The organism is Halomonas sp. TP35 (assembly GCF_052375975.1).
GTDB classification, from domain to species: domain Bacteria; phylum Pseudomonadota; class Gammaproteobacteria; order Pseudomonadales; family Halomonadaceae; genus Vreelandella; species Vreelandella citrativorans.
In genome coordinates, this window is the sequence record NZ_JBQSUZ010000004.1 from 195,956 (window position 1) to 221,076 (window position 25,121).

Genomic DNA, 25,121 nt, shown 5'->3' on the forward strand with positions numbered 1-25,121 from the left:
TTTACGAATGCACTGCTTAACGAATTTCTGACCTTCTGATGACCGTGCTATTTAAGCGGCAATTGAAGGTTTGATAGGGCTGCAAACTTACCGGTAAAAGGCTTGGGTCGTGGGTAAGCAAGGTCGCCATGTTTGCTGGTATGCAGTCCCAAGCCGACCAGGGATTCTGCAAGCTTCAAGGCTGCGCTTACACCTTCAACGACGGGTATGCCCACTTCGCGGCTAATCTGTTGGGTGAGGTTCGCCATGCCACCACAGCCCAGCACAATGGCGCCGATATCATCTTCATCCTTGGCGCGGCAGCACTCCTCGACAATTCGGGTAAACGCCGCATCGGGGTGGTGCTCAAGGTCTAGTACCGGAATTTCAGCGGCGCGAATGCGTCGGCAGTGGTGGCGAAAGCCGTACTGCTCAAGCAGGTGCTCGGCAATAATGCCGGTACGCCCCAGGGTGGTAACAATGGAGAAGCGCGTGCTGATTAGCGTGGCTAAATGGAAGGCTGCCTCTGCAATGCCAATCACCGGGGCACGGGTTAACTCACGTGCGGCAAGCAGACCAGGGTCGCCAAAGCAGGCCACAATATAGGCATCAATACCACCTTGTTGCTCACCTTTAAGCACCTCTTCGGCCACGCCTACCGCGCTTACAACTTCATCAAAATGGCTTTCAATGGAAACCGGACCTGATTCAGGTTGAGACGAGCTTATGTGGGTCCCCGGAGAGGCGTAAAGCTCAGCAGCCTGCCCAATGGCTTGGGTCATGGATGCCGTCGTATTGGGGTTAATAATATGTATGTGCACAGCACGCGATCCTATAGGTAAACAATTCGAGGTATCTTGTATACAAAAATAGGGGGCTTTATCGCCAAGAGCAAGGTCTTTACTCTCATTAAAAAGGCTAATAGATTCGAATACGCACTCAGGCTTAGAGTTTTTTAAGTTACAAGAGGTGTGATGTGTTGGTCAGTCACTCCTGGGCATATTGCCGTGGACTATTAATGTGTTTATTTTGTATACAAGACTGATCGATTAATTAAATTTATACGCTTGGTGATAACCGAAGGGCCCGCTGATGACGCTAACCACTGACCTCTGCTATCCGCGTGACTTAAAGGGCTATGGGCGCACACCGCCGCATGCCAACTGGCCAGGCAAGGCCAAAATCGCCGTGCAGTTCGTCCTCAACTATGAAGAGGGTGGGGAGAACTGCGTGCTGCACGGAGATAATGGCTCTGAGCAGTTTTTATCCGAGATTATCGGCGCGGCCAGTTACGCCGACCGCCACTTGAGCATGGAGTCGATATACGAGTACGGCTCTCGGGCAGGCGTGTGGCGGATCCTTCGCGAATTTGAGCGGCGGGGGCTGCCTTTAACGGTATTCGGTGTGGCGATGGCGCTAGAGCGAAACCCTGATGTCGCCCAGGCATTCAAAGCGTTGGGGCATGAGGTCGCGTGCCACGGCTATCGCTGGATTCACTACCAGGAAGTAGCCGAACACATTGAGCGTGAACACCTGCAAAAAGCCGTGGAGATATTTCAGCGCTTATACGGAGAGAAGCCAGCGGGGTGGTACACCGGGCGCGATAGCCCCAATACCCGTAAGCTGATTCTGGATGAAGGCGGTTTTCTTTACGATAGTGACTATTACGGCGACGATCTTCCCTTTTGGACGACTGTTACCGACAGCCAAGGGAGTGATCACTCTCATCTGATTGTGCCCTATACGCTGGACACCAACGATATGCGCTTTGCTGCGCCGCAGGGCTTCAATACGGCGGATCACTTCTTTACTTACCTACGCGATGCCTTTGATGTGCTGTATGAAGAGGGTGAAGAAGCGCCCAAGATGCTCTCCATCGGCATGCACTGCCGCTTGTTGGGGCGCCCGGGACGTTTCCGCGCCCTACAGCGCTTTTTGGACTATATAGAAACCCATGATCGCGTATGGGTCGCCCGACGCGTCGATATCGCCCGTCACTGGGCGAAACACCATCCGCCCGTTACCTCATAAAAGGTCATTCAATGAGCAACCCAGTTTATTATGCCCCTCAAGGCGGGCATCCACCGCAAACCCAAATAACGGCGGATCGGGCCGTTTTTACCGAAGCTTACGCGCTAATCCCGAAAGGCGTCATGCGCGATATCGTCACCAGCAACCTGCCGTTTTGGCAGGGCACCCGTGCTTGGGTGCTGGCGCGACCGCTCTCCGGCTTCGCCGAGACCTTCTCCCAGTACATCATGGAAGTGCAGCCCGGCGGCGGAAGCGACAAGCCCGAGCCTGAGGAGGATGCCGAAGGTGTGCTGTTCGTGGTCGAAGGCGAGCTGTCGCTGAGTCTGGACGGCGTGCGCCATGCCATGGCGCCGGGCGGCTATGCGTTTATTCCGCCGGGTGTGGAGTGGCGAGTGCGCAATGAATCCCGCGAGCCCGTTCGCTTTCACTGGATTCGCAAGGCCTTCGAGTACGTGGAAGGCCTTGATGTACCGGAAGCCTTCGTCACCAACGAGCAAGCGATCACGCCCAGCGAGATGCCCGGCACGGAAGGGCGCTGGTCGACCACCCGTTTCGTCGACCCTAACGATGTGCGCCATGATATGCACGTCACCATCGTCAACTTCCAGCCCGGCGGCGTGATTCCGTTTGATGAAACCCACGTCATGGAGCATGGCCTTTACGTGCTGGAAGGCAAGGCGGTGTATCACCTGAACCAGCAGTGGGTGGAAGTGGAAGCGGGGGATTTCATGTGGTTGCGCGCTTTCTGCCCTCAGGCTTGCTATGCCGGCGGTCCGGGGCAGTTTCGCTACCTGCTTTACAAGGACGTCAATCGCCACGCAAAGCTCAAGCTCTTTCGCTGAAATGAAGCTTTCGTTGAAATGAAGAAAGCCATGAGGAGGCCAACATGCTGACACTCACCGCCGAGCCGTTGACGCGTGAGGCCTTCGCGCCTTTTGGCGAGGTCATCGACGCGCGCGAGTCACCCTCGTTTGCCATTAACGCCGGGCGTACCCAGCGCCATCACGACCTGGCGAAGGTGCAGACCCTGGGTGAAAACGCCCACACGCTGATCAATCTGTTTGTGAGTCAGCCCGTTTCCTTACCGCTTGAATTAACCTTTTTAGAGCGCCACCCTCTGGGCAGCCAGGCATTTATGCCGCTGCATCAGGAGCGTTTTATTGTGGTGGTCGCACCGCTAGGCGAGACGATTGATCCAAAGGCAGTGCGTGCGTTTGTTACCGACGGCCGCCAGGGAGTTAACTACCGAGCGGGCACTTGGCATGCAATACAGTCGGTGCTTGAGCGTGAAGGCGAGTTTTTAGTGGTGGATCGCGGTGGCGAAGGTAATAACTGCGAAGAGTGTTCGCTCGAAATTACGGTCGATTTACGCGAATAACTTGTGCACACGCCTTACGGTTGTCATCCTGGTGGTCTTATACTGATACGCTAATGACAAACCCCGTGATTGTTTAGGGAAACTATGAACGCACAGACACATATCCCGCTTCGCCGTACCAAAATTGTTGCCACCCTGGGACCCGCCAGTGACCGTGAGGGTGTTTTGGAGGCAATGCTGAAAGCGGGGGTAGATGTCGTACGTTTGAACTTCTCCCACGGTACGCCCGATGATCATCGTCAGCGTCTTTTACGGGTGCGCGAAATTGCTGCCAAGCTGGGGCGCAGCGTGGCAGCACTGGGGGATCTCCAGGGCCCCAAAATTCGCATTGCCCGTTTTAAAGAGGGCATGGTCACCCTGAAAGAGGGGCAGCCGTTTGTGCTGGATATGGCGATGGACAGTGATGCAGGCGATGTTCATCAAGTGGGCTGCGACTACAAAACTCTTGCTCAGGATGTGGGCGCTGGCGACCGCCTGCTGCTGGATGATGGCCGTGTGGTGTTGGACGTTACCCGTGTAGAAGGCCAGCAGGTTCATACCCAAGTGGTAGTAGGGGGCAAACTCTCCAACCACAAGGGTATTAACAAGCAGGGCGGCGGGCTTTCTGCCCCGGCGCTAACGGATAAAGATAAACAGGATTTAAAAACCGCCGTTGAGATTGGCGTCGATTACCTGGCGATTTCTTTCCCGCGCCATGCCGAAGATATGCTTGAAGCGCGTCGGCTGTTGGGCGAAGAGGGTAAAGAGATTGGCTTGGTGGCCAAGGTTGAACGTGCCGAGGCCGTTGCCGATGAGGCGACGCTTGACGGTATTATCGAAGCCTCTGAAGCGGTTATGGTGGCACGCGGTGATCTGGGCGTAGAGATTGGTGACGCCAAACTGGTGGGCGTGCAAAAGCGCATGATCAAGCGCGCTCGCTCGCTCAACCGTGCGGTGATTACCGCCACCCAAATGATGGAAAGTATGATCTCGGCGCCGTTGCCTACCCGCGCTGAAGTGTTTGATGTGGCCAATGCCGTGCTGGATAGCAGTGATGCCGTGATGCTTTCAGCGGAAACTGCCGCAGGCGACTATCCGGTGGAAACCGTGGAAGCCATGGCGCGTGTCTGTTTGGGCGCTGAGCGTGAAAAGGTGGCCCAAGAGTCGGGCCACCGGATTCATGAAGGCTTTACTCGCCCCGATGAAACTATCGCCCTTTCAGCGATGTATGCCGCCAACCATATGACCGGTGTGGCTGCGATTGCCTGCATGACCGCCTCCGGTTATACACCCTTGATTGCCTCGCGCATTCGTTCTGGTTTGCCGATTGTCGGCCTTGCCCATAACCCCATCGCGCAGCGGCGTATGGCGCTTTATCGTGGCGTCGTGTCGCTCCCGTTTGATACGTCAGAAATGAGCGCGACCGAGCTTAATCGCCGTGCGCTGGAACTGCTGGTACAACATAAGCTTGCCGAGCCGGGGGATCATGTCATCCTGACGCGGGGCGATCACATGAATGCCCATGGCGGTACCAATACGATGAAAGTCATGACGATTGATCAGCCTGCTGACTAAAGGACCTGCCTCCATGAACCCGACTCGTCGTCTTATGCTAAAAGCTGCATTAGGTTTGCCTTTGGCCGCGCTGCTTCCCGGTACGGTTTGGGGCGCGCTCGCCTGGGCTGAGGGCGTTGACCCAGAGAGCGATTTACTGTCCCTGGCTATTCATAGTGACGGAGGCCCACACCGGCTGGAAGTGGAAGTGGCCAAAAGCGCGGCGCAGCGTCAGCGAGGGTTGATGGAGCGTGAATCACTGCCTGAAAACCGCGGCATGCTGTTTCGTTTTGAGAGCGAGCAGCCTGCTGGCAACACTTTTTGGATGTACCGCACGCTCATTGTGCTGGATATCGCGTTTATCGATCAGGAGGGGCGTATCGTAGCGATTAACACCATGCCTCCCTGTGAGGCCAGTGTTCCGACCAATTGTCCCTCCTATCCGGCAGGTGCCGCCTTTTGGGCAGCCCTTGAAGTCAATGGCGGCTACTTCGCTGAACGGGGTATTAAAGTGGGCGACTGTATTTCGATTCCGGATCAAGCCGGCTTCTGCAAGCCCATCGATCAATAGGCATCTGCAAAGTGTCGGTCGGTGCTTGCATCGCCATAAGAAACGGTAAAAAGGAACCACATCACGCTTAAGGCGTGGGTGGTTCTTGCCGTTGCCGGAGTGCAGGTAGCGAGTACCCAGGGAGCCTTCGTGCGGGTTTTGGCGCCCAGGGTTTTAGTGGTTGTATTTTGGCTACCCCCGTCTATTGAGCTATACCTTATTAAGCAGCCAGCCTCCAGGCGGCCCAAGCAGGTTTTCGGGAAGTTTGATTGCTTATCTCATACCCCCTATGCAAAAGAGGCATAGCAATTAACGGTGACTAAACGTTACGTAGCGTTAGAGTCGTGTTTCAATAGGCGCCGCACGTATACTTGAAGCCACGCATTGGCTTCGCTAATTAGCGTTTTTTTCGCTAAAGTAGTTAAGGTCGGCACTACAGAATGTCGAACTGTAACAGTTTGTCTTGAAAACGTTTTGGAAGAAAAATCACCCGAGGGAACAGATCATCGGTGGTTCCAAAACGCATAACGCTCACAACATCAAGATAGAGGTGTATCCATGAATCGCCATGTGTTTTCTACCGCCACTTTTTCTGGCGCGTTGATCGCAGCAGCTACGTTTGCTGCCCCCGCTGTTGCTCAAGAGCGCTATATTACAATCGGCACAGGCGGCCAGACCGGTGTTTACTACGTCGTAGGCCAATCGGTCTGCCGTATGGTTAACCGTGGCAGCGAAGAGCACAGCATTCGCTGTAATGCGCCTTCTACAGGCGGCTCTGTTGCCAACGTGAATGGCATGAAAAGCGGTGAGTTGGATCTGGGCGTTGTCCAGTCTGACGTTCAATACCGTGCTTACAACGGCGAAGCCAACTTTGAAGAAGAAGGCCCTTGGGAGGACATGCGTGCGGTATTCACCATGCATGGTGAACCTCTTACTGTTGTCGCGCGTGCGGATGCGGGTATCGACAATATCAGCGATTTCCCAGGCAAGCGCGTTAACATTGGTAACCCAGGCTCTGGCCAGCGCAACACCATGGATGTCGTCATGGAAGCGTTTGGTTGGGACGAAGATACGTTCGCGCTGGCATCTCAGTTGGATGCGGCGGAACAGGCTTCAGCTCTGTCTGATAACAACATCGATGCGATGGTCTATGTCGTAGGCCACCCGAATGGCTCTATCCAGGAAGCCACCACCACGATTGATGCGAACCTGGTATCGGTCACTGGTGATGAAATCGATGCGCTGATCGAAGAGTATCCTTACTACACGCGTTCTGTGATCCCTGGTGGTCTGTACCGTGGTAACGACGAAGACGTTGAAACCTTCGGTGTAGCAGCCACTTTCGTTTCATCTGCTGACGTGGATGAAGAGGTGATTTACGAAACAGTTAAAGCGGTATTTGATAACTTTGATCGTTTCAAACGCCTGCACCCGGCGTTTGAAAATCTTAACGAAGAAGACATGATTTCTGACGGTCTAACAGCACCGCTGCACGATGGCGCTGCACGTTACTACCGCGAGCGTGGCTGGATCGAATAAGACCCAAGTGTGACGCTATTAGCCAGGATCAATAGCGATTGCTTTTGAAGTTCAAGCGCGGGCACCTCGGGTGTCCGCGCTTCTTGTTGAAAGCGCTGATTGTCAGCGCTGACCATTAGGCAGGGCAAGCGTATGCGTGATGACAAACAACCCTCTAACGCCACTGAGAGCGACCTGGAGGATATGGTCGCCGCCAGTGACACAGGGGCAAGGAAGCCTCACGGCGTACCCGGTAAGTTGCTGGTAAGCATTGCAGCAGCGTGGTCGCTGTTCCAGCTATGGATTGCATCTCCACTCCCTTATATGGTCGGCTTCGGTGTTTTTAGTGCTACCGAAGCACGCTCTATCCACTTGGCGTTTGCGCTGTTTTTGGCCTATATGGCCTATCCCGCGTTAAAGCGCTCACCGCGCGACCGTATTCCGCTACAGGACTGGATGTTTGCAGCGGTGGCGGCCTTTTGCGGTGGGTATCTGTTTCTTTTCTATTCAGAGTTGGCGCAGCGTCCCGGGCGCCCTATCACGCAGGACATCGTGGTGGGCATCGTCGGCATTATCATGCTGCTGGAAGCTACTCGGCGTGCACTTGGCCCACCCCTGATGGTGGTTGCCGCGATATTTATTGGGTACTCCCTGTTTGGCCCGTACATGCCGGGCATTCTTGCCCACCGGGGCGTAAGCCTGGGAGGGTTGATCAACCACCAGTGGTTAGGTACCCAGGGTGTCTTTGGTATCGCGCTAGGCGTATCTACCAGCTTTGTCTTTCTGTTTGTGTTGTTTGGTGCGTTGCTCGATAAGGCTGGTGCCGGTAACTATTTTATAAAAGTCGCGTTCTCGATGTTAGGCCATCTTAAAGGCGGCCCTGCAAAGGCGGCCGTTGTGGCATCTGGCATGACCGGGCTAATCTCCGGCTCGTCCATTGCCAATACGGTAACAACGGGTACCTTCACTATTCCCATGATGAAACGGGTGGGATTTAGCGCTGAGAAAGCCGGTGCAATTGAAGTCTCCTCATCGGTGAATGGGCAAATCATGCCGCCGGTAATGGGCGCGGCTGCGTTTTTGATGGTTGAGTATGTAGGCATCTCGTACGTGGACGTTATTAAGCATGCCTTCCTGCCTGCGATTATTTCCTATATTGCATTGATTTATATCGTTCACTTGGAAGCCCTTAAAGCCAATATGCAAGGGCTGCCTTCCAACAACCCTGCCCGTCCCTTGCTCAACAAAATCATTGGTTTTTTAACCGGCCTGCTGCTGTTAATGGGGCTGTCGGTGGTGGTCTATTACGGCCTTGGATGGCTCAAACCCTTGCTGGGAGAGGCGACGCCGTGGGTCATTGCAATCGGCCTGGCCGTTATTTATGTAGGACTTTTAAAAATCGGGTCTCGCTATCCTGAGCTGGAAATGGACGACCCTAACGCCAAGGTTATTAAACTGCCGCAAACACGGCCCACCGTTATGGTCGGTTTGCACTATATTTTGCCGGTTGTTGTGCTGGTTTGGTGCTTGATGGTCGAGCGGCTCTCGCCTGGGCTTTCCGCCTTTTGGGCCACGGTGTTCATGATCTTTATTATGGTGACGCAGCGTCCGATTATTGCCACCTTTCGTGGGCGCAGCAAAATGGCAGCCGATATCAAAGAGGGCTTTTTGGACCTGTGGGACGGCCTGGTGACCGGCGCGCGTAACATGATCGGTATCGGTATCGCGACGGCCACCGCGGGTATCGTGGTGGGCGCGGTGTCGCAAACCGGTGTGGGCCTGGTGCTTGCAGATGTGGTTGAAATCCTGTCAGGCGGTAACCTGATGATGATTTTGTTTTTAACCGCCTTGTTGAGCTTGATTTTAGGCATGGGCTTGCCCACGACCGCTAACTATATTGTGGTTTCGGCCTTAATGGCGCCGGTGATTGTGATGCTGGGCCAGCAAAATGGCCTGATTGTGCCGCTGATCGCTGTACACCTGTTCGTGTTCTATTTCGGCATTATGGCGGACGTGACGCCGCCCGTGGGGCTGGCCTCTTTTGCGGCAGCCGCCGTGTCGGGAGGGGACCCGATTCGTACAGGCTTCCAGGCGTTCTACTACAGTCTGCGTACGGCAGCGCTTCCGTTTCTGTTTATCTTTAATACGGACCTGCTGCTCATTGATGTTACTCCGATGCAGGGCGTGGTGGTGTTTGTTGTGGCCACCGTTGCGATGCTGATTTTCGCCGCGGGCACGCAAGGTTACATGCTAACGCGCAATCGGTGGTATGAGTCGCTGTTGCTGCTGTTGGTCGCTTTCACGCTCTTCCGCCCAGGCTTCTGGATGGACAAGATACATGACCCGTATGAGTCGGTGCCGCCTGCCCAGTTTGCTGATGCCCTTGAGCGTGTCGAGGATGGCAGTAATCTGCGAGTGCAAATCGCCGGTGAAGATGACTTTGGTTCACCAATGACGACCTACGTACTGGTCCCGGTACCTCGTGGTGATACGGGCCAGGAGCGTCTGGAAAACCTCGGTATGGAGCTGTATGTAGACGGTGATCAAACGCTTGTCGACTTCGTCGCCTTCGGTAGTCAGGCCGCGGACCTGGGCTTTGACTTCGACCAGGAGATTATCGAAGTACTGGCCCCTGTAAACCGCTGGACGAAAGAGTGGATGTGGCTACCGGCGTTGGCAATATTTGGTTTTGTTGTGCTCATGCAGCGTCGTCGGCGTAGTAAAAAGTCTGATCATGATGGCGCGGCAGTGGCCTAGGGAGGTTGTCATGTACCAAAAAATATTACTGCCCGTGGACTTGAATGAAGAGGGTTCCTGGAAGAAAGCGTTGCCCACGGCGGTAACGCTTTGCCAGACCTTCGGTGCGTCGTTGCACATTGTCACTGTGCTGCCAGAACTCAAAATGCCGATGGTAGGGGCTTACTTCCCCAAGAATTTTTCTGCAAAAGCGCATGAGGCCATGAAAGAGGCGCAGCATACGTTTATTCAGGACAATATTCCGCAGGATGTTAAAACCCAAAGCATTATTGTTGATGGCTCCCCTTGGGAGGCCATTATTAAGGTGGGTAAAAAGCTGGACGTTGACCTGATCGTGATGGCTTCTCATACTCGGCATAAGTTTGTCGACTATGTACTGGGCCCGAATGCTGAGCATGTTGTTCATCATTCAAAGGTGTCCGTCATGATCGTTCGCTAGCCGCTTTTTAAAAGGTGTCAGGCACTATGAAAACTCCAGCTCATATGAGCTGGAGTTTTTTTTAACCCCACGATAACAACTAGTAAAATAATAGTCTTTAAGTGGTTATTTAGGTGTATCTAACTGTAATTAATATATAAAATCGCTTTTTTTCCTGACCTGGGCAAGCAGATCGCGATACTCTACGGGTGTCTGTATCGAAAGTTGAATAGAAAACTATAGAGCAAAGTTATATGAGGATGTCATCGTGAGAACATTATTACTGGGGTGGGTTCTGCTGGCGCTAGGGTCTCCCTTGGCTGGATTTGCCGATGTGTCCACCCCCTTGGAAGCACCAGACGGTGCCGTTTTGCTGGAAGTAAGGGGCAATATTGCAAATGTGAATACCGAGGTGGGTGCCGACTTTGATATTGACATGTTAGAAGGTCTGCCACAGCACGCGTTTGAAACGAGCACGCCTTGGACAAGTGGCGTCAGCCAATATTCAGGCCCGTTGTTACGTGATGTGCTTGAGCTCGTAGGTGCCAAGAGTGATGCGATAGAGGTAGCGGCCCTTAACGGCTATGTGGCTGAAATACCGATCAAGGATTTTTATGATTACGACGTCATTCTGGCGCTTAAACGAAATAACCAGCTCATCCCTATTCGTGAGTTCGGGCCTCTTTGGGTGCTTTATCCGTTTGATCAGGACGAGACGCTGTTAAGTGAAAGAGTGCGCTTTAGAGCTGTTTGGCAGGTTAGGCGTATAGATGTTCTTTAACCGAGCCAAGGTGAGCTCGCCCCGCCTGCTGCGTTACCCTCGTCGCCTTAAACTGGTGGCCATTATTACCGTGTTGCTGTTTGCATCAGCATTAGTAGTCGCTGCTCTGGCCTCTTGGCGGCAGGACAATCTCACACAGAGTCTGCGCGAAGATACCTCCTGGGTAGCCTATAAACTCGATCGTGACGCAGTACAATTGCTTAATCACTTGCTTTCAGAATCCCGTGCAGAGATGACCCTGGCGGCTCAAAACGAGCTGAATATGCGCTTTGAGCTTTTGTATAGCCGCCTTATGTTGCTTCAAGAAGGGGAAGTTAACTCGCTGATTACTGACATTGAAGGGGCGGGGCAGTTGCTAACGCAAATAGGCCAGCAGATGGAACCGCTGGACCTCTTGTTTGCACCTCATGAAGTGCTGGATCAACTGCCCGTTGTTTTAATTGAAGCAGAGCTTGAAGCACTCACCCAGCTAACCGAGCGGTTTGTCATCACCATCAACGGTTACCTGGCGGAGTCTGCCACTGAAGAGCGTCGTGTGTTAAGCACGCTTTATAAATTATTAATGACGCTGCTGGTCGGTATGAGCCTGGCCGTGCTGTTGGTCATTGCGTTCCTGATTCGAGAAATGCGTGAAAGTGCGACAGCCCGGCGCCGACAGGAGCAACTAAGCCAGCAATTGGAAGTGACCGCTGAGCAGGCGCAGGCTGCTAATCATGCCAAGTCCGACTTCCTGGCCATGGTCAGCCATGAGATCCGTACCCCGCTTAATGGCGTGATCGGCATGAGCGAGCTGCTAAGTGAGCCAGCAAGCTCGGCCCAGGTAGAAGATTACGCGCGCACGATTCATGAGAGCGCCAACCAGCTGTTAGCCATGATCAATGAGATTCTCGATTTCTCCAAAATCGAAGCAGGGCATTTAACACTTGAAGCGTCACCTACTGAATTAAGGCCCTTGGTTGATAGCGTGGTAGCGCTATTTGAACCGCGTTCGAGCGCCAAAGGGGTTGCATTAAGCATGCATATCGACCCGCTGGTACCGCGTTGGGTGATGGCTGATGCAGGTCGTCTGAGGCAGATTTTACTTAATCTTGTGGCGAACGCGACCAAGTTCACCGATCACGGAGCGATCACTGTTCGGGTCTCTTCAACGGTGGAACACCAGCTGCTGGAAGTTAGCGACACTGGGTGCGGGCTTAGTGAAGAGCAACAAACGACGTTATTCGAACCTTTTCAGCAAGCGGGTGCATCGGTCGCTCGCCGCTACGGGGGAACTGGCCTTGGGCTTGCTATCTGTAAGCGCTTAAGTGAAGCCATGAACGGGCAGTTGGGTGTGCAGAGTAGGCTGGGGCAGGGAAGTACATTTTGGTGCAAACTGCCGCTGGTTAAAGCGATGCCCGTCGAGGCAGCGCTTCCTAATGAGCAGACGAGAAACTTTGCGGGTACAGCACTGCTGTTAGTGGAGGATAACGCCATTAATCGCAAAGTCGCGATCGAACTTTTGTCACGCTTGGGGTGCGAGGTCGTGTGTGCCGAGAATGGGCAGGATGCGCTAGACATGGCGACGTCCTTGCCGGTGCACTTAATCTTTATGGATATACAGCTGCCCGATATGGATGGCCTGATGGTGACGCAGCGCCTGCGCGAGCAAGGAGGCTGGTTGGCGAACGTGCCCATTGTTGCCATGACGGCGGGAGGCAATGACCGTCAGCGCTGCCTGGCTGCCGGAATGAACGACTACATTACCAAGCCGCTTTCGCTTCGGGCACTGGGTGACGTGCTTGCTCTGCATTTATCGCCGACAGCGCCAGCCCGTAAAACAACGCTACCTGCGCAGTTGCAGGGCGATACGTTTGAGCGCGATGTTTTTGAACACAATGTTTTTGAGCACAATGTACTGAATGCTGACACGCTCAGCATGCTTCAGGAGAGTCTGGGCGATGAGCACTTGATAAATCTGGTTGCTTTGTATCATCAGCAGATCAGCGACTACGTGTCCCAACTGAGCGCGTGCCTTGCCACGCCGGAAGCGCCTTTTAGCGAACAGGCACGGCAGCAGATAGTCAGGTTGGCACATCAGCTTCGTGGGGAGTCACTGAGTATGGGCGCAGAGGCGCTGGCGGAGAAGGCCAAAAGCCTTGAAGTGTTAGCTCGTGAGGAGGGAAATACAAAAAGCCAGCTTGATGAATCACTTGGTGTAGTGCGCCACACCGCAGCACGAACCCACAGCGCACTCAAACGTTGGCGGCAGAGGCAGTCTTCTACCAAGGGATAAGGGCTAACCCCGGCATCAAGCTATATCGTCATTGGCAATAATAAACAATACTGTTAGGGCACGTTTAATAATCATAATCCTCAGGAGCCTTCTCATGATTTATGCCAATCCGGGTGATAATGGGTCCGTCGTCTCGTTTGAAAAACGCTATGGTAATTACATCGGTGGTGAGTTTGTTCCGCCCGTTAATGGGCAGTATTTCGATAATATTAGCCCTGTGAATGGTCAGGTCTTCTGCGAAATTCCGCGCTCTACTGCTGACGATATCGATAAAGCCCTCGATGCAGCCCATAAGGCTGCACCTGCTTGGGGGAAAACCTCTGCCGCTGAGCGCAGCAATACCCTGCTAAAAATTGCTGATCGCATTGAACAGAACATTGAAAAGCTGGCCGTGGCAGAAACCTGGGATAACGGCAAGGCCGTGCGTGAAACCCTGAATGCTGATATTCCTTTGGCGGTTGATCACTTCCGCTACTTTGCGGGCTGCATTCGGGCGCAGGAAGGCTCCGCTGCTGATATTGACGCCAACACAGTGTCTTATCATTTTCATGAGCCGCTGGGCGTGGTGGGTCAGATCATCCCCTGGAACTTCCCGATTTTAATGGCTGTTTGGAAGCTGGCCCCTGCGCTTGCCGCCGGTAACTGCGTAGTACTTAAACCTGCCGAACAAACGCCAGCATCTGTGCTGGTGCTGATGGGATTGATTGGAGATTTGCTGCCGCCGGGTGTGGTCAACATCGTCAATGGCTTCGGTGCAGAAGCCGGCCAGGCACTGGCCAGTAGCAAACGTATCGCCAAAATCGCCTTCACCGGTTCCACGCCGGTGGGGTCACATATTCTTAAGTGCGCCGCTGAAAACATTATTCCTTCCACCGTGGAGCTGGGCGGTAAATCACCCAATATCTACTTTGCCGATATCATGAACGCCGAGCCGACGTTTATCGATAAAGCGGTAGAGGGTCTAGTGCTGGCCTTCTTTAACCAGGGCGAAGTGTGTACCTGCCCCTCACGTGCGCTGATTCAAGAGAGCATGTACGAAGAATTCATGGTCAAGGTGCTTGAGCGCACCAAGACTATTAAGCGTGGCAACCCCTTGGATACCGACGTGCAAGTAGGCGCTCAGGCCTCTCAAGAGCAGTACGACAAGATCATGTCGTACATGGATATCGCCCGTGAGGAAGGCGCTGAATTTCTGACCGGTGGAGGTAAAGAAAGCTTCGACCCCAGCTACGACAAGGGTTACTACATCCAACCGACGCTGCTGAAAGGCGACAACAAAATGCGCGTCTTCCAGGAGGAGATCTTTGGCCCGGTGGTGGCGGTCACCACCTTTAAGGATGAAGAAGAAGCGCTGGCGATTGCCAACGACACCGAGTTTGGCTTGGGTGCAGGTGTATGGAGCCGGGATATTAACGTTGCGTTTCGCATGGGGCGGGGCATTCAGGCTGGTCGCGTATGGACCAACTGCTACCACCAATATCCCGCTCATGCGGCATTTGGTGGCTACAAGAAGTCCGGCGTTGGCCGTGAAACCCACAAGGTAGCGCTTGAGCATTATCAGCAAACCAAAAACCTGCTGGTCAGTTACGACATCAATCCGCTGGGCTTCTTTTAGTCGCAGCCATCCTGGTATACGCACAGCAACGCCCGGCAAAAGCCGGGCGTTTTGACGTATCAAGCGGGCAGAAAGCGTTTATTCGCTAGCCGTTTCCGCACTGTTTTCACGCTGACCGTGTCTACCGTGGCCTCTACCATCCCCGTGGTGCTCGTCACGCATTTCTTTCATGGCGTTCTTTAAAGACTCGCGCTCCTCTTCGGAAAGAATATCCGCAACTTTATCCTGATGCTCTTTACGCAACGCCTGCATGGCCTGGAAGTGCTCTGCGTTTAGCTCATTGAGGGCCGTTTGCTGCTCCTCGTTCAAACCGGCGCGGTCGTACACTTCATGGCGGCGCTCTTCCATGCGCTGCGAGAAGGCTTCGCGGTCAGCGCCTGAATGACGACCTTCATGCTGGTCTGCCTGTGCAACCACAGCAAGTGGGGTTAGCGCGATAGCCAGCAGAGCCGGGGCAAACATTTGGCGTAATGACATTTTCATAACGTACCTCCTGGTAAGTTGACAATGTCAGTATTGAGCGGGGGAGTGCAAACCGTATGCACGGAGTGTGCAATAACGGTGATGATCCCTTCAATCGTGTAGCACCGATTATAGGGCTCAATGTTGGTAGGGAATTGGTGCCGTGCAAGGTTGGCAGTGGGCGGGAGGGATGGCGCCGCTCACTTCAGAAGTTTGTATAAGGTTTTGTACGTCATTTTGGCCAACAATCCGACTTAAACAGGATTGACAGATCAATTGGCTATTGCTAGCTTTTAAGTAACTAAACGGTTATAAAAATAAAAAGGTAGCCAATGAGAATCTCACTGTGCAATGAAGTTTTGGCACATCTTGATTTCGAACATCAATGCCAGTACGCATACGAGCTGGGGTATGACGGTCTTGAAGTCGCGCCTTATACCTTGTCAGGTAATCCTGGAAATTTGTCCGAAAAAGAACTTCTTGGTTACAAAGCTATGGCCGAGGATGCCGGAATCGCTATTACCAGCCTGCATTGGCTACTGGTGGCACCGAAGGGCTTATCCATTGTCGATCCTGACAAAACCTTGCGTGACCAGACGTTCGAGTTGATGTATCGGCTGATTGATCAGTGTGCAGTTCTTGGTGGTTCTGTGCTGGTGCATGGATCACCCAGCCAACGCCACTTGAGCCGTGATGGGGACCGCGAGCGCGCGGAAGCGTTCTTTGACGCAGCGGGAGAGCGGGCAGCGCAGGCAGGTGTTACCTACTGCATTGAACCGCTTGCGCGCAGAGAGACCAACTTCATTAACACCCTGTCGGAAGCTGTAGAACTGGTTAAGCGACTGGACCGACCTCATCTGAAAACCATGCTGGATACATCCGCCGCGGCTAACACCGAAACCGATACACCTGCCCAGCTGTTGGAAACCTGGCTGCCATCCGGGCTGATTGCTCATATTCAAGTTAATGATCGCAACCGACGTGGCCCCGGCCAGGGTGATAATCGTTTTCGAGGAGTGATTGAAGCGCTTGGGCGGCATGGTTGGGCGGGGACATTGGCGGTTGAGCCCTTTATCTATGAACCCGATGGCCAAGCCACGGCGGCGCGCGCTATTGGCTACCTGCGCGGGCTCATGGAGGTATGAAATGAATGCTCCCAAACTGATTGTATTGTCAGCCGTGGCCTTTGAAAGAGACCTCCGTATGCGGCTCCCGTTTCGCTTTGGCGTGGTGACGCTGCGCGAAGCGACGCAAGTCTACTTGCGGATTAAGGTTCGGGATGCAGATACCGGACTTGAAGCTGACGGACACGCCGCTGAACTGATGGTGCCTAAATGGTTTGATAAATCACCTGCGCTGAGCGAAGCGGACAATGTTGATCAACTGCGCCGTTCAGTTAAGTGCGCCATTGATCTCACGCTGAATGCCGAAGACCCTTTGACCGCCGCCGACCATGCCTGGCGCCTGGATGCCAAACAGCGCAAAACGCTTTCCGATGAAAACGGACTAGTGGCCGGTTTCGGCCCAGCGCTAATGGCCAGAGCCGTGCTTGATGCGCTGGCCCGGCTAAAAAAGCTCTCTTTTTACCAGGTTATTCAGCGCAACGTGGCGGGGCTTACATCCGAGCACTTGCCGGATGACCTTGAAGGTTTTGAGTTGGATGAGTTTCTGGCCAGCTTGCAACCCCGATCAAGCATCGCCTTGCGTCATACCGTTGGTCTTGCCGATGCCTTGACGCCCAACGACATCACTGAGCGCCTCGATGACGGTCTTCCCGAAAGCCTCAGTGAAGTGATCTATGTTTACCAGCCGAATTACTTCAAGTTAAAGGTCAGTGGCGATCTGCATACGGATCTACAGCGGTTGACCGATATAGCGGCGTTGCTGGAACGGCTGCCTGACTATCGAGTCACGCTGGATGGTAATGAGCAGTTCGCATCCGTGCAGCATTTCGTCGACCTGCTTGATGCCATCGAAGGAGCGCCTGCACTGCGCCGTCTGCGTCAAGTATTGCTCTTTGTAGAGCAGCCACTACCCAGAGCGTTGGCGCTGGACTGCCCGGTGCATGCGTTGTCACGGCGCGTCCCCCTGCTGATCGACGAAAGTGACAGTGAACTGAACAGTTATCACCGGGCTCGTGAACTTGGTTATCAGGGCGTTTCGTCGAAGAACTGCAAGGGCCTGTATCGCTCCCTGATCAATCTTGCTCGAACACAGCACTGGCCAGGGGAGGGCTGGTTTTTGTCGGGAGAGGACCTGACCACTCAGGCAGGGCTTTGTGTGCAACAGGATCTAGCCCTGGTAGCGCTGCTGGGCTTGGAGCACGTTGAGCGCAATGGTCATCACTATGTGGACGGTATGAGTGGAGCGGCGGAGTCTGAAATGGACGCCTTCGCTCAAGCCCACCCTTCGTTATATCGACGTGACGAAAGTGGGCTGCATCTGCGAATTAATGAAGGGCGTATTGCCCTGGATTCGCTCGGCGGTATCGGTTTTACCAGCGAAGCAGTACCTGCGTATGACGTTATGCGCGTCATAACCTAACGACATAAAAGCAACAAGAGGATAGTCAATGGCTACACAATCTTTAGGCATCATCATGAATGGCATTACGGGCCGTATGGGCATGAATCAGCACCTGATTCGGTCGATCCTGGCTATTCGCGATCAAGGCGGTGTCACCCTGAGTAATGGCGACCGAGTCATCCCCGACCCGATCCTGGTAGGCCGTAATGCAGACAAGCTCAAACGCCTTGCGGAAACCTACAAGGTGGAGCGCTGGACCACCGACCTGGATGCGGCGCTGGCCAATAAGGATGACCGCATTTTTTTCGACGCGGCCTCAACACAGTTGCGTTGTGAATTACTGCGCAAGGCGATCAGTGCGGGCAAGCACGTTTATTGCGAGAAACCGATTGCCGAAAACCTGGCCGATGCCCTCGATATCGCCCGTACCGCCGAACAAGCGGGCGTCAAGAACGGTGCTGTCCAGGACAAGCTCTGGCTTCCCGGTTTGCTGAAGCTAAAACAGCTTAACGATACCGGCTTCTTCGGGCGCATTTTGAGTGTCGACCTGGATTTCGGCTACTGGGTGTTTGAGGGCGACACCGTGCCTGCACAGCGTCCTTCCTGGAACTACCGCAAGGAAGATGGCGGCGGCATGATCCTGGACATGATGTGCCACTGGCGCTATGTCATCGATAACCTTTTTGGTGAGCCGACATCCCTGGTGTGCTTGGGTAAAACGCACATTCCCGAACGCTGGGATGAAAACGGTAATGTCTACAAGGCAACGGCCGATGACGCTTGCTATGCGACGGTGGAACTCGACAACGACGCTATCGTGCATATCAAGTCGAGCTGGAACACCCGGGTGCGCCGCGATGACCTGGTGACCTTTCATGTTGATGGCACCCATGGTTCAGCCGTCGCAGGCCTAACCGATTGCTACATTCAGCCACGTGAGGCAACCCCCAAGCCCACCTGGAACCCGGACCAGAAGCAGACAATGGACTTCTTCGGCGACTGGCAGAAAGTCCCCGAGCGTGAATCGACCGATAACGCTTTCAAGCATCAATGGGAAATGTTCATCCGCCACGTGGTGGAAGACGCGCCTTACCGCTGGACGTTGCGCGAAGCGGCCAAGGGCGTTCAATTTGCCGAGCTGGCGCTGCAAAGTTCCGCCGAGCGCCGTTGGCTTGACGTACCTGCGCTGGAGAAGTGATATGAGCCCCCGATTGATATTGCCTGACAATGTTGGCAAACCGGTTGCGTATCAACTGGGCGAACCACTGTCGTTCACGGGAAACCTTGGCGCTCCCAAATCGAGGGTTGCCTATGCAGCAGCTCATGTAGTGTCTGACCCGCTGGCGCTGGTTGATCCCTGGCTGGGTACTGCCATTGATTGGGAGCGTACCATCGACTATCGGCGGCACCTGTGGCGTTTGGGCTTTGGTGTTGCCGAATCGATGGACACGGCCCAGCGAGGCATGGGGCTGGACTGGCCGACTAGCCTGGAACTGATTCGTCGTTCAATCGACGCCGCGCGCGATATGCCAGGCGCCACCCTGGCATGCGGTTGCGGTACTGACCACTTGGGGCCGGAGAACTACAAGGATATAGACGGGGTAATCCGCGCCTACGAAGAACAGATGAGCGCGATTGAAGCCTTGGGTGGACGACTGATCATAATGGCCAGCCGCGCATTGGCGGCCTTGGCTACCTCGCCGGAGGATTACGGCCGCGTCTATGAGCGGCTGCTATCTCAGGCGCAGGAGCCGGTCATTCTGCACTGGCTTGGCGATATGTTTGATCCGGCTTTAACCGGTTACTGGGGGCATGCTGATACAGAACAGGCCATGGAGGTTTGTATCGACATTATTGCTCGCCACGCCGACAAGGTAGACGGTATCAAGATCTCGCTGCTGGATGCGGACAAGGAGATCGCCATGCGTCGGCGTTTGCCCGCTGGCGTAAAAATGTACACGGGAGACGATTTCAACTATCCCGACCTGATCGCCGGTGACGAACAGGGCTATAGCCATGCGTTGCTGGGTATCTTCGATCCTATCGCCCCGGCGGCAGCCGCCGCCATGGCCGCATTGGATGCGGGGGATCTAGACACCTATCACCGAATATTTGCGCCAACAGTGCCACTGGCTCGCCATGTTTTTGCCGCACCCACGCGTTTTTACAAAACGGGTGTAGTGTTTCTGGCTTACCTGAACGGTCATCAGGATCACTTCACCATGGTTGGCGGGCAGGAAAGCACCCGCTCTACCTTGCACTTGGCCGAGCTGTTCCGGCTCGCTGACCAGGCCGGGCTGCTGCGTGATCCCGAATTGGCCACGCAACGCATGACGCACGTAATGGTAACGCGGGGGGTGGCGCAATGATCGCACAACCACTGACGGACTTTAGCCGACTGTCGATCAATGATGCCACGACCAAGGTTCAATGGACCCTGGAAGAGGAAATTCGTGGCTATGCTGACATGGGCATCCATGGAATTTCCATCTGGCGCGACAAGCTGGAAGCGTGCGGGGTAAGCAAAGCGGCCCAACTGCTACGCGATAACAACATGACTGTTACCGGCGTTTGTCGCGGCGGTATGTTCCCGGCGACCACGCGAGAGGCCCGCAAGGCCGCAGTTGAAGACAACTGGCGCGCCATAGATGATGCCGCGCAACTGAATGCACAGTGCTTAGTGCTGGTGGTGGGTGGCCTGCCGGAACACTCCAAGGATATCGCCGGTGCCCGCCAGATGGTCCTCGATGGAATGCATGGCATTGTTGAACATGCCCGCCAGGCAGGTATGCCGTTGGCCATAGAACCACTGCATCCGATGTACGCGGCAGACCGCGCCTGCGTTAACACCATGGGCCAGGCGAATGATCTATGCGATGTGCTTGGCGAAGGCGTCGGCATAGCGCTCGATGTCTTCCATGTGTGGTGGGACCCGGAGTTGAAGAAACAGATACAGCGGGCCGGCAAGGAACGGCTATTGGCTTTCCATATCTGCGACTGGCGCATGCCGATGTCTGACATGCTGCTGGATCGCGCCATGATGGGCGATGGCGTCATTGATATACCGCTGATTCGCAGCTGGGTCGAAGCCGAAGGCTACCAGGGCTTCCATGAGGTGGAGATATTTTCTGCGGATCATTGGTGGAAGAAGCCCGCCGAGGAAGTGCTTCAGGTGTGTAAGGAGCGTTATCTGACGGTGGTGTAAATCAATGACACTGTGATCAAAACGAAACTGTGATTAAAGCTAAGCCGTAATTAAAACCAAAGCGCGACGATTACTATAAAAATAAACGTATCAAACGTGTTCGGAGTCCATGAATCCCTTTGAGCAAACTAGAGCGGCTTTAACGCTGCTTGAATAACAACAACGGAGAGATCTATGAATGTCATTAAGGCCACACTGAGCAGCGGTTTAATAGCGGCTGTCACCTTGACGGGGGCCGCGCTGGCGGAAGATTGGCAGCCCACGAAACCCATTAACATCATCGTGCCTTGGGGCGCGGGCGGCTCTACTGACCAGGTGACCCGAGTAACCGCCGCTCTCCTGGAAGAGCACTTGGGTCAGAGCGTGGTGGTGGTAAACCAAAGCGGTGCCTCCGGTGCTATTGGTACACGGGAAGTGTTGGAATCCGCACGAGATGGCTACACATGGACCGCCAATGCCATCGCCAATAATGCTAACTACTCAATTACCGGTCTGATTGAAGACACGGATATTGATGATTGGCATATTTACCTGTCGGTCGCTAACGTGCCGGTGGTCAGCGTCCCCTCCAACAGCGAGTTCGATAGTTTCGGCGAGCTACTTGAGGCATTGAACGAACGTGGCAATCAAATCACCGTGGCAACCGCTGGGGTGACATCCTCCGGCGGGACCGCTATTGCCACGCTCAGCGATGAGGGTGGCTTTGACTACAACATGATCACCTACGACGGTGGCAATCCCGCCGTGGTGGCGGCAGCACGCGGCGAAGCCATGCTGACCACTCAGCTGGCCGTAGAGCAGGCAGAGATGCTCCGAGGCGGGCGACTTAAGCCTTTGGCCGTGCTCAGTGATCGTTCCTTAACAATTGATGGCATGGACGAGCCCATTCCGCCCATCACTGAATGGCTGCCCGACATACACGTCGCACCTGACTACTTCGGGATTTTTATCCCGCGTGGCGCGCCGGATGAAGTCGTCGCTACCATGGACCGCATCTGGGAGGAGCATATTATGACGTCCCAGGAACTGCAGGATTATGCGGACAGGCAAGGCGCCATCTTTGACCCATCCTATGGCGATGAAGCGCGTGAGCGGGCCATGCCGATCGCTATTCAAGAAGCCTGTGCCTACGTTGACCGCGGCGAGGCTGAGATTGATCCCATCGAAATCGGTATTGATTGTGAAACGCGCAGCGAAGTGTCCCAGTGACAGCGAGGGCGGCCGGGAAGGCCGCCCCTGCTTTTTACCCAAGCCTGTGGCTCCGTTCATCTATCAATGTTATTTGCCTACCCATAGGAGAAATGACCGATGACGAATAACTCCAACCGTTTGAGCCAAGCCGACCTGGTCTCCGGCATTGTATTTGTGGTGTTGGGTCTAACGGTCTTCTATTTGTCCTGGACCATGCCACGCCTTGAGTCGAGAGGTATACATCCTTCGACCATCCCCGGCTTGGTACCCATGATTCTGGGTGGTTTGCTGGCGCTCAGCGGTCTGCTCTTGGCTTTGCGCTCTTGGCGTCAGGGGGCGAGTAGGCACTTCAGCCCCCTAAATAGCCTGCGCGCTATGCTGGCTAACGAAGAATCCCGACGTCTGTTGGCCATGTTAATTCTAACGTTGAGCTATGCACTGATATTGGTCGGCTGGTTACCGTTTTGGCTGGCGACCTTTGTGTATATTTTTGTCTCAATCGTATTGTTTGAGCGCTATTTGACCGCTAAACCCGTGCCATTGGCGCGTTGCTTGATCCTGGCAGGCATCCAATCGGTAGTGGTGGCGTTGGTAGTCACGCTGGTATTCCAGGAAATTTTCCTGGTGCGTCTGCCATGAAGGGCTCTATGAGGAAGTCACTATGTTTATGATGGAAGAACTCGGCATGCTGGCCCAAGGCGTGGGGCATTTTATGACCCCAATGAGCCTTTTTAATATTGCCTGGGCGAGCCTGCTGGGAATTGTTATCGGCATGTTGCCGGGCCTGACAGCCACCATGGGGGTGGCGTTGCTGGTAACACTCACCTACGGCATGCCTGGTGACCAAGCCATTCTGACGCTGATCTGTATGTACGTTGGGGCCATTTACGGTGGTGGACGCAGTGCCATTTTGCTGAATATCCCCGGCACTCCAGCCAGCGCAGCAACCAGTCTGGATGGCTACCCACTGGCCCAGCAGGGGAAGGCCGGTTATGCAATGGGGCTGGCCACTACCAGCTCGGCGATTGGCACCTTCGTTGGTATTTTCTTCCTGGCCATACTGGCATCCACACTGGCCGAGTTTGCTTTCAATTTTGGTTCCTATGAGTTCTTCTGGCTGGCGGTCTTTGGGGTTGTCATCTCTGGGCGATTGACCGGTGCCGACGATCCCTTGAAAGGTTATATCGCCGGGCTGCTTGGCTTGCTGGTGGCCATGATCGGGATGGAAAGCCTGCATGCTTTCCGGCGCTTCGATTTTGGCATTTCCAATCTTTCAGGCGGCATCGACATTATCCCCGCCATGGTGGGGGCCTTCGGGTTTGCTGAAATTTTGACCGTTATGCGGCGTAAGCTGGACGCCCAAGTAATTGTTTCTCAAGGGCGCACTATTCCTCACTTTAGGGATGTCTGGAATTACCGTCGAACGGCGATTCGATCCGGAATCATTGGAACGATAGTGGGCATTATCCCCGGTGTGGGCGAAGATATCGGCAGCTGGTCTTCCTATGCCGCCGCACGTCGCGCCAGTAAGGAAAAGGAAAAATTTGGCAAGGGTTCTTATGAAGGGCTGACCGCAGCAGAAACCGGTAATAGTGCTGTCATTCCTGGCGCGCTGATCCCGGTGTTAACGCTGGCAATCCCCGGTTCTACCGCCGCCGCCGTCCTCATCGCCGCCATGTATATTCATGATATTCGGCCAGGCCCAATGCTGATGATTGAGAACCCGGATTTTCTCTATCAGGTTATTGCGATGCTGCTGTTCACCACGGTGGCCATTACTATCTATGGTCTATCGATGACCAAATTGCTGGTCAAGGTATTGAGCGTACCTCGGCAAAAATTGATGCCGGTGATCTATGTGCTCTGCGTGGTGGGTTCGTTTGCCATTTCCCAGCAAATGTTTGACGTCTACGTGATGGTATTCTTCGGGTTAGCCGGCTATCTGCTGCGAGAAATGAAGTATCCCATGGCACCTATTGTGCTGGGCATCATTCTGGGTAGCTTGCTCGACACCAACCTCCGCCGAGGGCTTGCGCTGACCGGAGGTGACATGACCCCTTTCTTTACCCGCCCGGTGAGTTTGGTACTATGTCTAATTAGCGTTATTGCAATCCTGCTGAGTATCCCGGCTGTTAACCGCCTGCTCTTGCGAGGTCTGAAAAAGGTGAGGCTAGTAATAAAATGGCCTGTCAAAAACGGAGCGTAATGCGGTCATTCGAATAACTTACAAGGTGCTTATCAGTGGGTCGTAAACGCAATCCGGACTTAACTCGACAAGACATTCTTAAAGCTGCGCACGATGAATTTTGCGAGCGGGGCTTTGAGGGTGCTCGCGTCGACAGCATTGCAGAAAAAGCCGGTGCTAATAAACGCCTGCTTTACCATTACTTTGGCAATAAGGAAGAGCTCTACAAAATCGTATTGCTGGGCGCTTATCAGACGATTCGTGCTGGCGAGCGAGAGTTAAGCCTGGATCAGTACTCGCCGGAAGAAGCCATGGATCGGCTAGTGCGTTTTACCTTCCGGCATTTTCATCAGAACCCCTGGTTCTTGCGCCTGTTGACGACGGAAAATCTCAACTATGCACGCTTTTTGAAAACGCTGCCGGAAGTGAAGCAACTGCATTCACCGCTGGTTGCTCAAATCCGAACTCTGATCCAGCGGGGTGCAGAAAAAGGCGTGTTCCGGCAGGATGTGGACCCGATTCAGCTGTACATTTCTATCGCCGCATTAGGGTATTTCTACATCTCTAATGTCCATACGCTGTCGATCATTTTCGATAAAGATCTTTCGCACATTGCCATGATTCAGGAACGTGAAGCACACGCTGTCTCCATGGTGCTGGATTATCTGCGCTATCGAAAAAACGACTGACAGCCAAGGCTCATCCGCCCACTTGCAAAAG

General features: G+C 54.1%; 22 protein-coding genes. 20 read left to right on the forward strand and 2 right to left on the reverse strand.

The window, feature by feature from the left end:
• Positions 1–47 precede the first annotated feature (47 nt).
• The gene (locus ACT3RU_RS07710) at positions 48–800 is read right to left on the reverse strand and encodes an aspartate/glutamate racemase family protein (RefSeq protein ID WP_192528498.1); all 753 of its coding nucleotides are present in this window, start codon (positions 798–800) and stop codon (positions 48–50) included.
• 271 nt (positions 801–1,071) lie between these two features.
• Between ACT3RU_RS07710 and puuE the strand changes: the two genes are divergently transcribed.
• The 11 genes from puuE to exaC all read left to right on the forward strand — a co-directional run bounded on the left by puuE (position 1,072) and on the right by exaC (position 14,832).
• Positions 1,072–2,010, forward strand: a complete 939-nt coding sequence (puuE, locus tag ACT3RU_RS07715) for an allantoinase PuuE (RefSeq protein WP_192528497.1) — start codon at positions 1,072–1,074, stop codon at positions 2,008–2,010.
• Between the two features lie 11 nt (positions 2,011–2,021).
• Positions 2,022–2,852: a bifunctional allantoicase/(S)-ureidoglycine aminohydrolase gene (locus ACT3RU_RS07720; RefSeq protein ID WP_192528496.1), complete on the forward strand. Its 831-nt coding sequence runs from the start codon at positions 2,022–2,024 to the stop codon at positions 2,850–2,852.
• A 44-nt stretch (positions 2,853–2,896) separates the two neighbouring features.
• Positions 2,897–3,388, forward strand: a complete 492-nt coding sequence (locus tag ACT3RU_RS07725) for an ureidoglycolate lyase (RefSeq protein ID WP_192528495.1) — start codon at positions 2,897–2,899, stop codon at positions 3,386–3,388.
• Positions 3,389–3,472: 84 nt separating this feature from the next.
• On the forward strand, positions 3,473–4,942 hold the full coding sequence (gene pyk, locus ACT3RU_RS07730; protein ID WP_192528494.1) for a pyruvate kinase: 1,470 nt from the start codon (positions 3,473–3,475) through the stop codon (positions 4,940–4,942).
• A gap of 13 nt (positions 4,943–4,955) precedes the next feature.
• Positions 4,956–5,492 (forward strand): DUF192 domain-containing protein, encoded by a 537-nt coding sequence (locus ACT3RU_RS07735; protein WP_192528493.1) that lies wholly within the window; start codon positions 4,956–4,958, stop codon positions 5,490–5,492.
• Between the two features lie 537 nt (positions 5,493–6,029).
• Complete coding sequence (locus ACT3RU_RS07740; RefSeq protein ID WP_087111916.1) at positions 6,030–7,010, forward strand: TAXI family TRAP transporter solute-binding subunit; 981 nt, start codon at positions 6,030–6,032, stop codon at positions 7,008–7,010.
• A gap of 132 nt (positions 7,011–7,142) precedes the next feature.
• Positions 7,143–9,746: a TRAP transporter permease gene (locus tag ACT3RU_RS07745; protein ID WP_192528492.1), complete on the forward strand. Its 2,604-nt coding sequence runs from the start codon at positions 7,143–7,145 to the stop codon at positions 9,744–9,746.
• A gap of 10 nt (positions 9,747–9,756) precedes the next feature.
• Positions 9,757–10,185: a universal stress protein gene (locus ACT3RU_RS07750; protein ID WP_087111921.1), complete on the forward strand. Its 429-nt coding sequence runs from the start codon at positions 9,757–9,759 to the stop codon at positions 10,183–10,185.
• Positions 10,186–10,432: 247 nt separating this feature from the next.
• On the forward strand, positions 10,433–10,945 hold the full coding sequence (locus tag ACT3RU_RS07755; protein WP_087111923.1) for a putative pterin-binding protein: 513 nt from the start codon (positions 10,433–10,435) through the stop codon (positions 10,943–10,945).
• Positions 10,935–13,217 (forward strand): ATP-binding protein, encoded by a 2,283-nt coding sequence (locus ACT3RU_RS07760; RefSeq protein ID WP_192528491.1) that lies wholly within the window; start codon positions 10,935–10,937, stop codon positions 13,215–13,217. Before ACT3RU_RS07755 ends, ACT3RU_RS07760 begins: the two co-directional genes overlap by 11 nt.
• 94 nt (positions 13,218–13,311) lie before the next feature.
• Positions 13,312–14,832, forward strand: coding sequence for an acetaldehyde dehydrogenase ExaC (exaC, locus tag ACT3RU_RS07765; protein ID WP_087111927.1), 1,521 nt, complete (start codon positions 13,312–13,314; stop codon positions 14,830–14,832).
• Positions 14,833–14,910: 78 nt separating this feature from the next.
• Here the strand turns inward: exaC and ACT3RU_RS07770 are convergent, their stop codons facing one another.
• Positions 14,911–15,315, reverse strand: coding sequence for a hypothetical protein (locus tag ACT3RU_RS07770; protein WP_192528490.1), 405 nt, complete (start codon positions 15,313–15,315; stop codon positions 14,911–14,913).
• A gap of 311 nt (positions 15,316–15,626) precedes the next feature.
• On the opposite strand from ACT3RU_RS07770, the gene ACT3RU_RS07775 reads away from it, so the two are divergent.
• The 9 genes from ACT3RU_RS07775 (at position 15,627) to ACT3RU_RS07815 (ending at position 25,090) form a co-directional block, all read left to right on the forward strand.
• Entirely contained in the window at positions 15,627–16,439 is an 813-nt protein-coding gene (locus tag ACT3RU_RS07775; RefSeq protein WP_192528489.1) for a sugar phosphate isomerase/epimerase family protein, read from the forward strand.
• 1 nt (position 16,440) lies between these two features.
• Complete coding sequence (locus tag ACT3RU_RS07780; protein WP_192528488.1) at positions 16,441–17,838, forward strand: enolase-like domain-containing protein; 1,398 nt, start codon at positions 16,441–16,443, stop codon at positions 17,836–17,838.
• Positions 17,839–17,866: 28 nt separating this feature from the next.
• On the forward strand, positions 17,867–19,018 hold the full coding sequence (locus tag ACT3RU_RS07785; protein WP_087111938.1) for a Gfo/Idh/MocA family protein: 1,152 nt from the start codon (positions 17,867–17,869) through the stop codon (positions 19,016–19,018).
• 1 nt (position 19,019) lies between these two features.
• Complete coding sequence (locus ACT3RU_RS07790; protein ID WP_192528487.1) at positions 19,020–20,189, forward strand: dihydrodipicolinate synthase family protein; 1,170 nt, start codon at positions 19,020–19,022, stop codon at positions 20,187–20,189.
• Complete coding sequence (locus tag ACT3RU_RS07795) at positions 20,186–21,025, forward strand: sugar phosphate isomerase/epimerase family protein (RefSeq protein ID WP_192528486.1); 840 nt, start codon at positions 20,186–20,188, stop codon at positions 21,023–21,025. Before ACT3RU_RS07790 ends, ACT3RU_RS07795 begins: the two co-directional genes overlap by 4 nt.
• 174 nt (positions 21,026–21,199) lie before the next feature.
• Positions 21,200–22,234, forward strand: a complete 1,035-nt coding sequence (locus ACT3RU_RS07800) for a Bug family tripartite tricarboxylate transporter substrate binding protein (RefSeq protein ID WP_192528485.1) — start codon at positions 21,200–21,202, stop codon at positions 22,232–22,234.
• A gap of 99 nt (positions 22,235–22,333) precedes the next feature.
• A complete protein-coding gene (locus ACT3RU_RS07805) occupies positions 22,334–22,855 on the forward strand; it encodes a tripartite tricarboxylate transporter TctB family protein (protein WP_192528484.1) in 522 nt (173 codons plus the stop codon).
• A gap of 22 nt (positions 22,856–22,877) precedes the next feature.
• Entirely contained in the window at positions 22,878–24,422 is a 1,545-nt protein-coding gene (locus ACT3RU_RS07810; RefSeq protein WP_225733923.1) for a tripartite tricarboxylate transporter permease, read from the forward strand.
• Positions 24,423–24,457: 35 nt separating this feature from the next.
• Complete coding sequence (locus ACT3RU_RS07815) at positions 24,458–25,090, forward strand: TetR/AcrR family transcriptional regulator (RefSeq protein ID WP_192528483.1); 633 nt, start codon at positions 24,458–24,460, stop codon at positions 25,088–25,090.
• Positions 25,091–25,121: the final 31 nt, after the last annotated feature.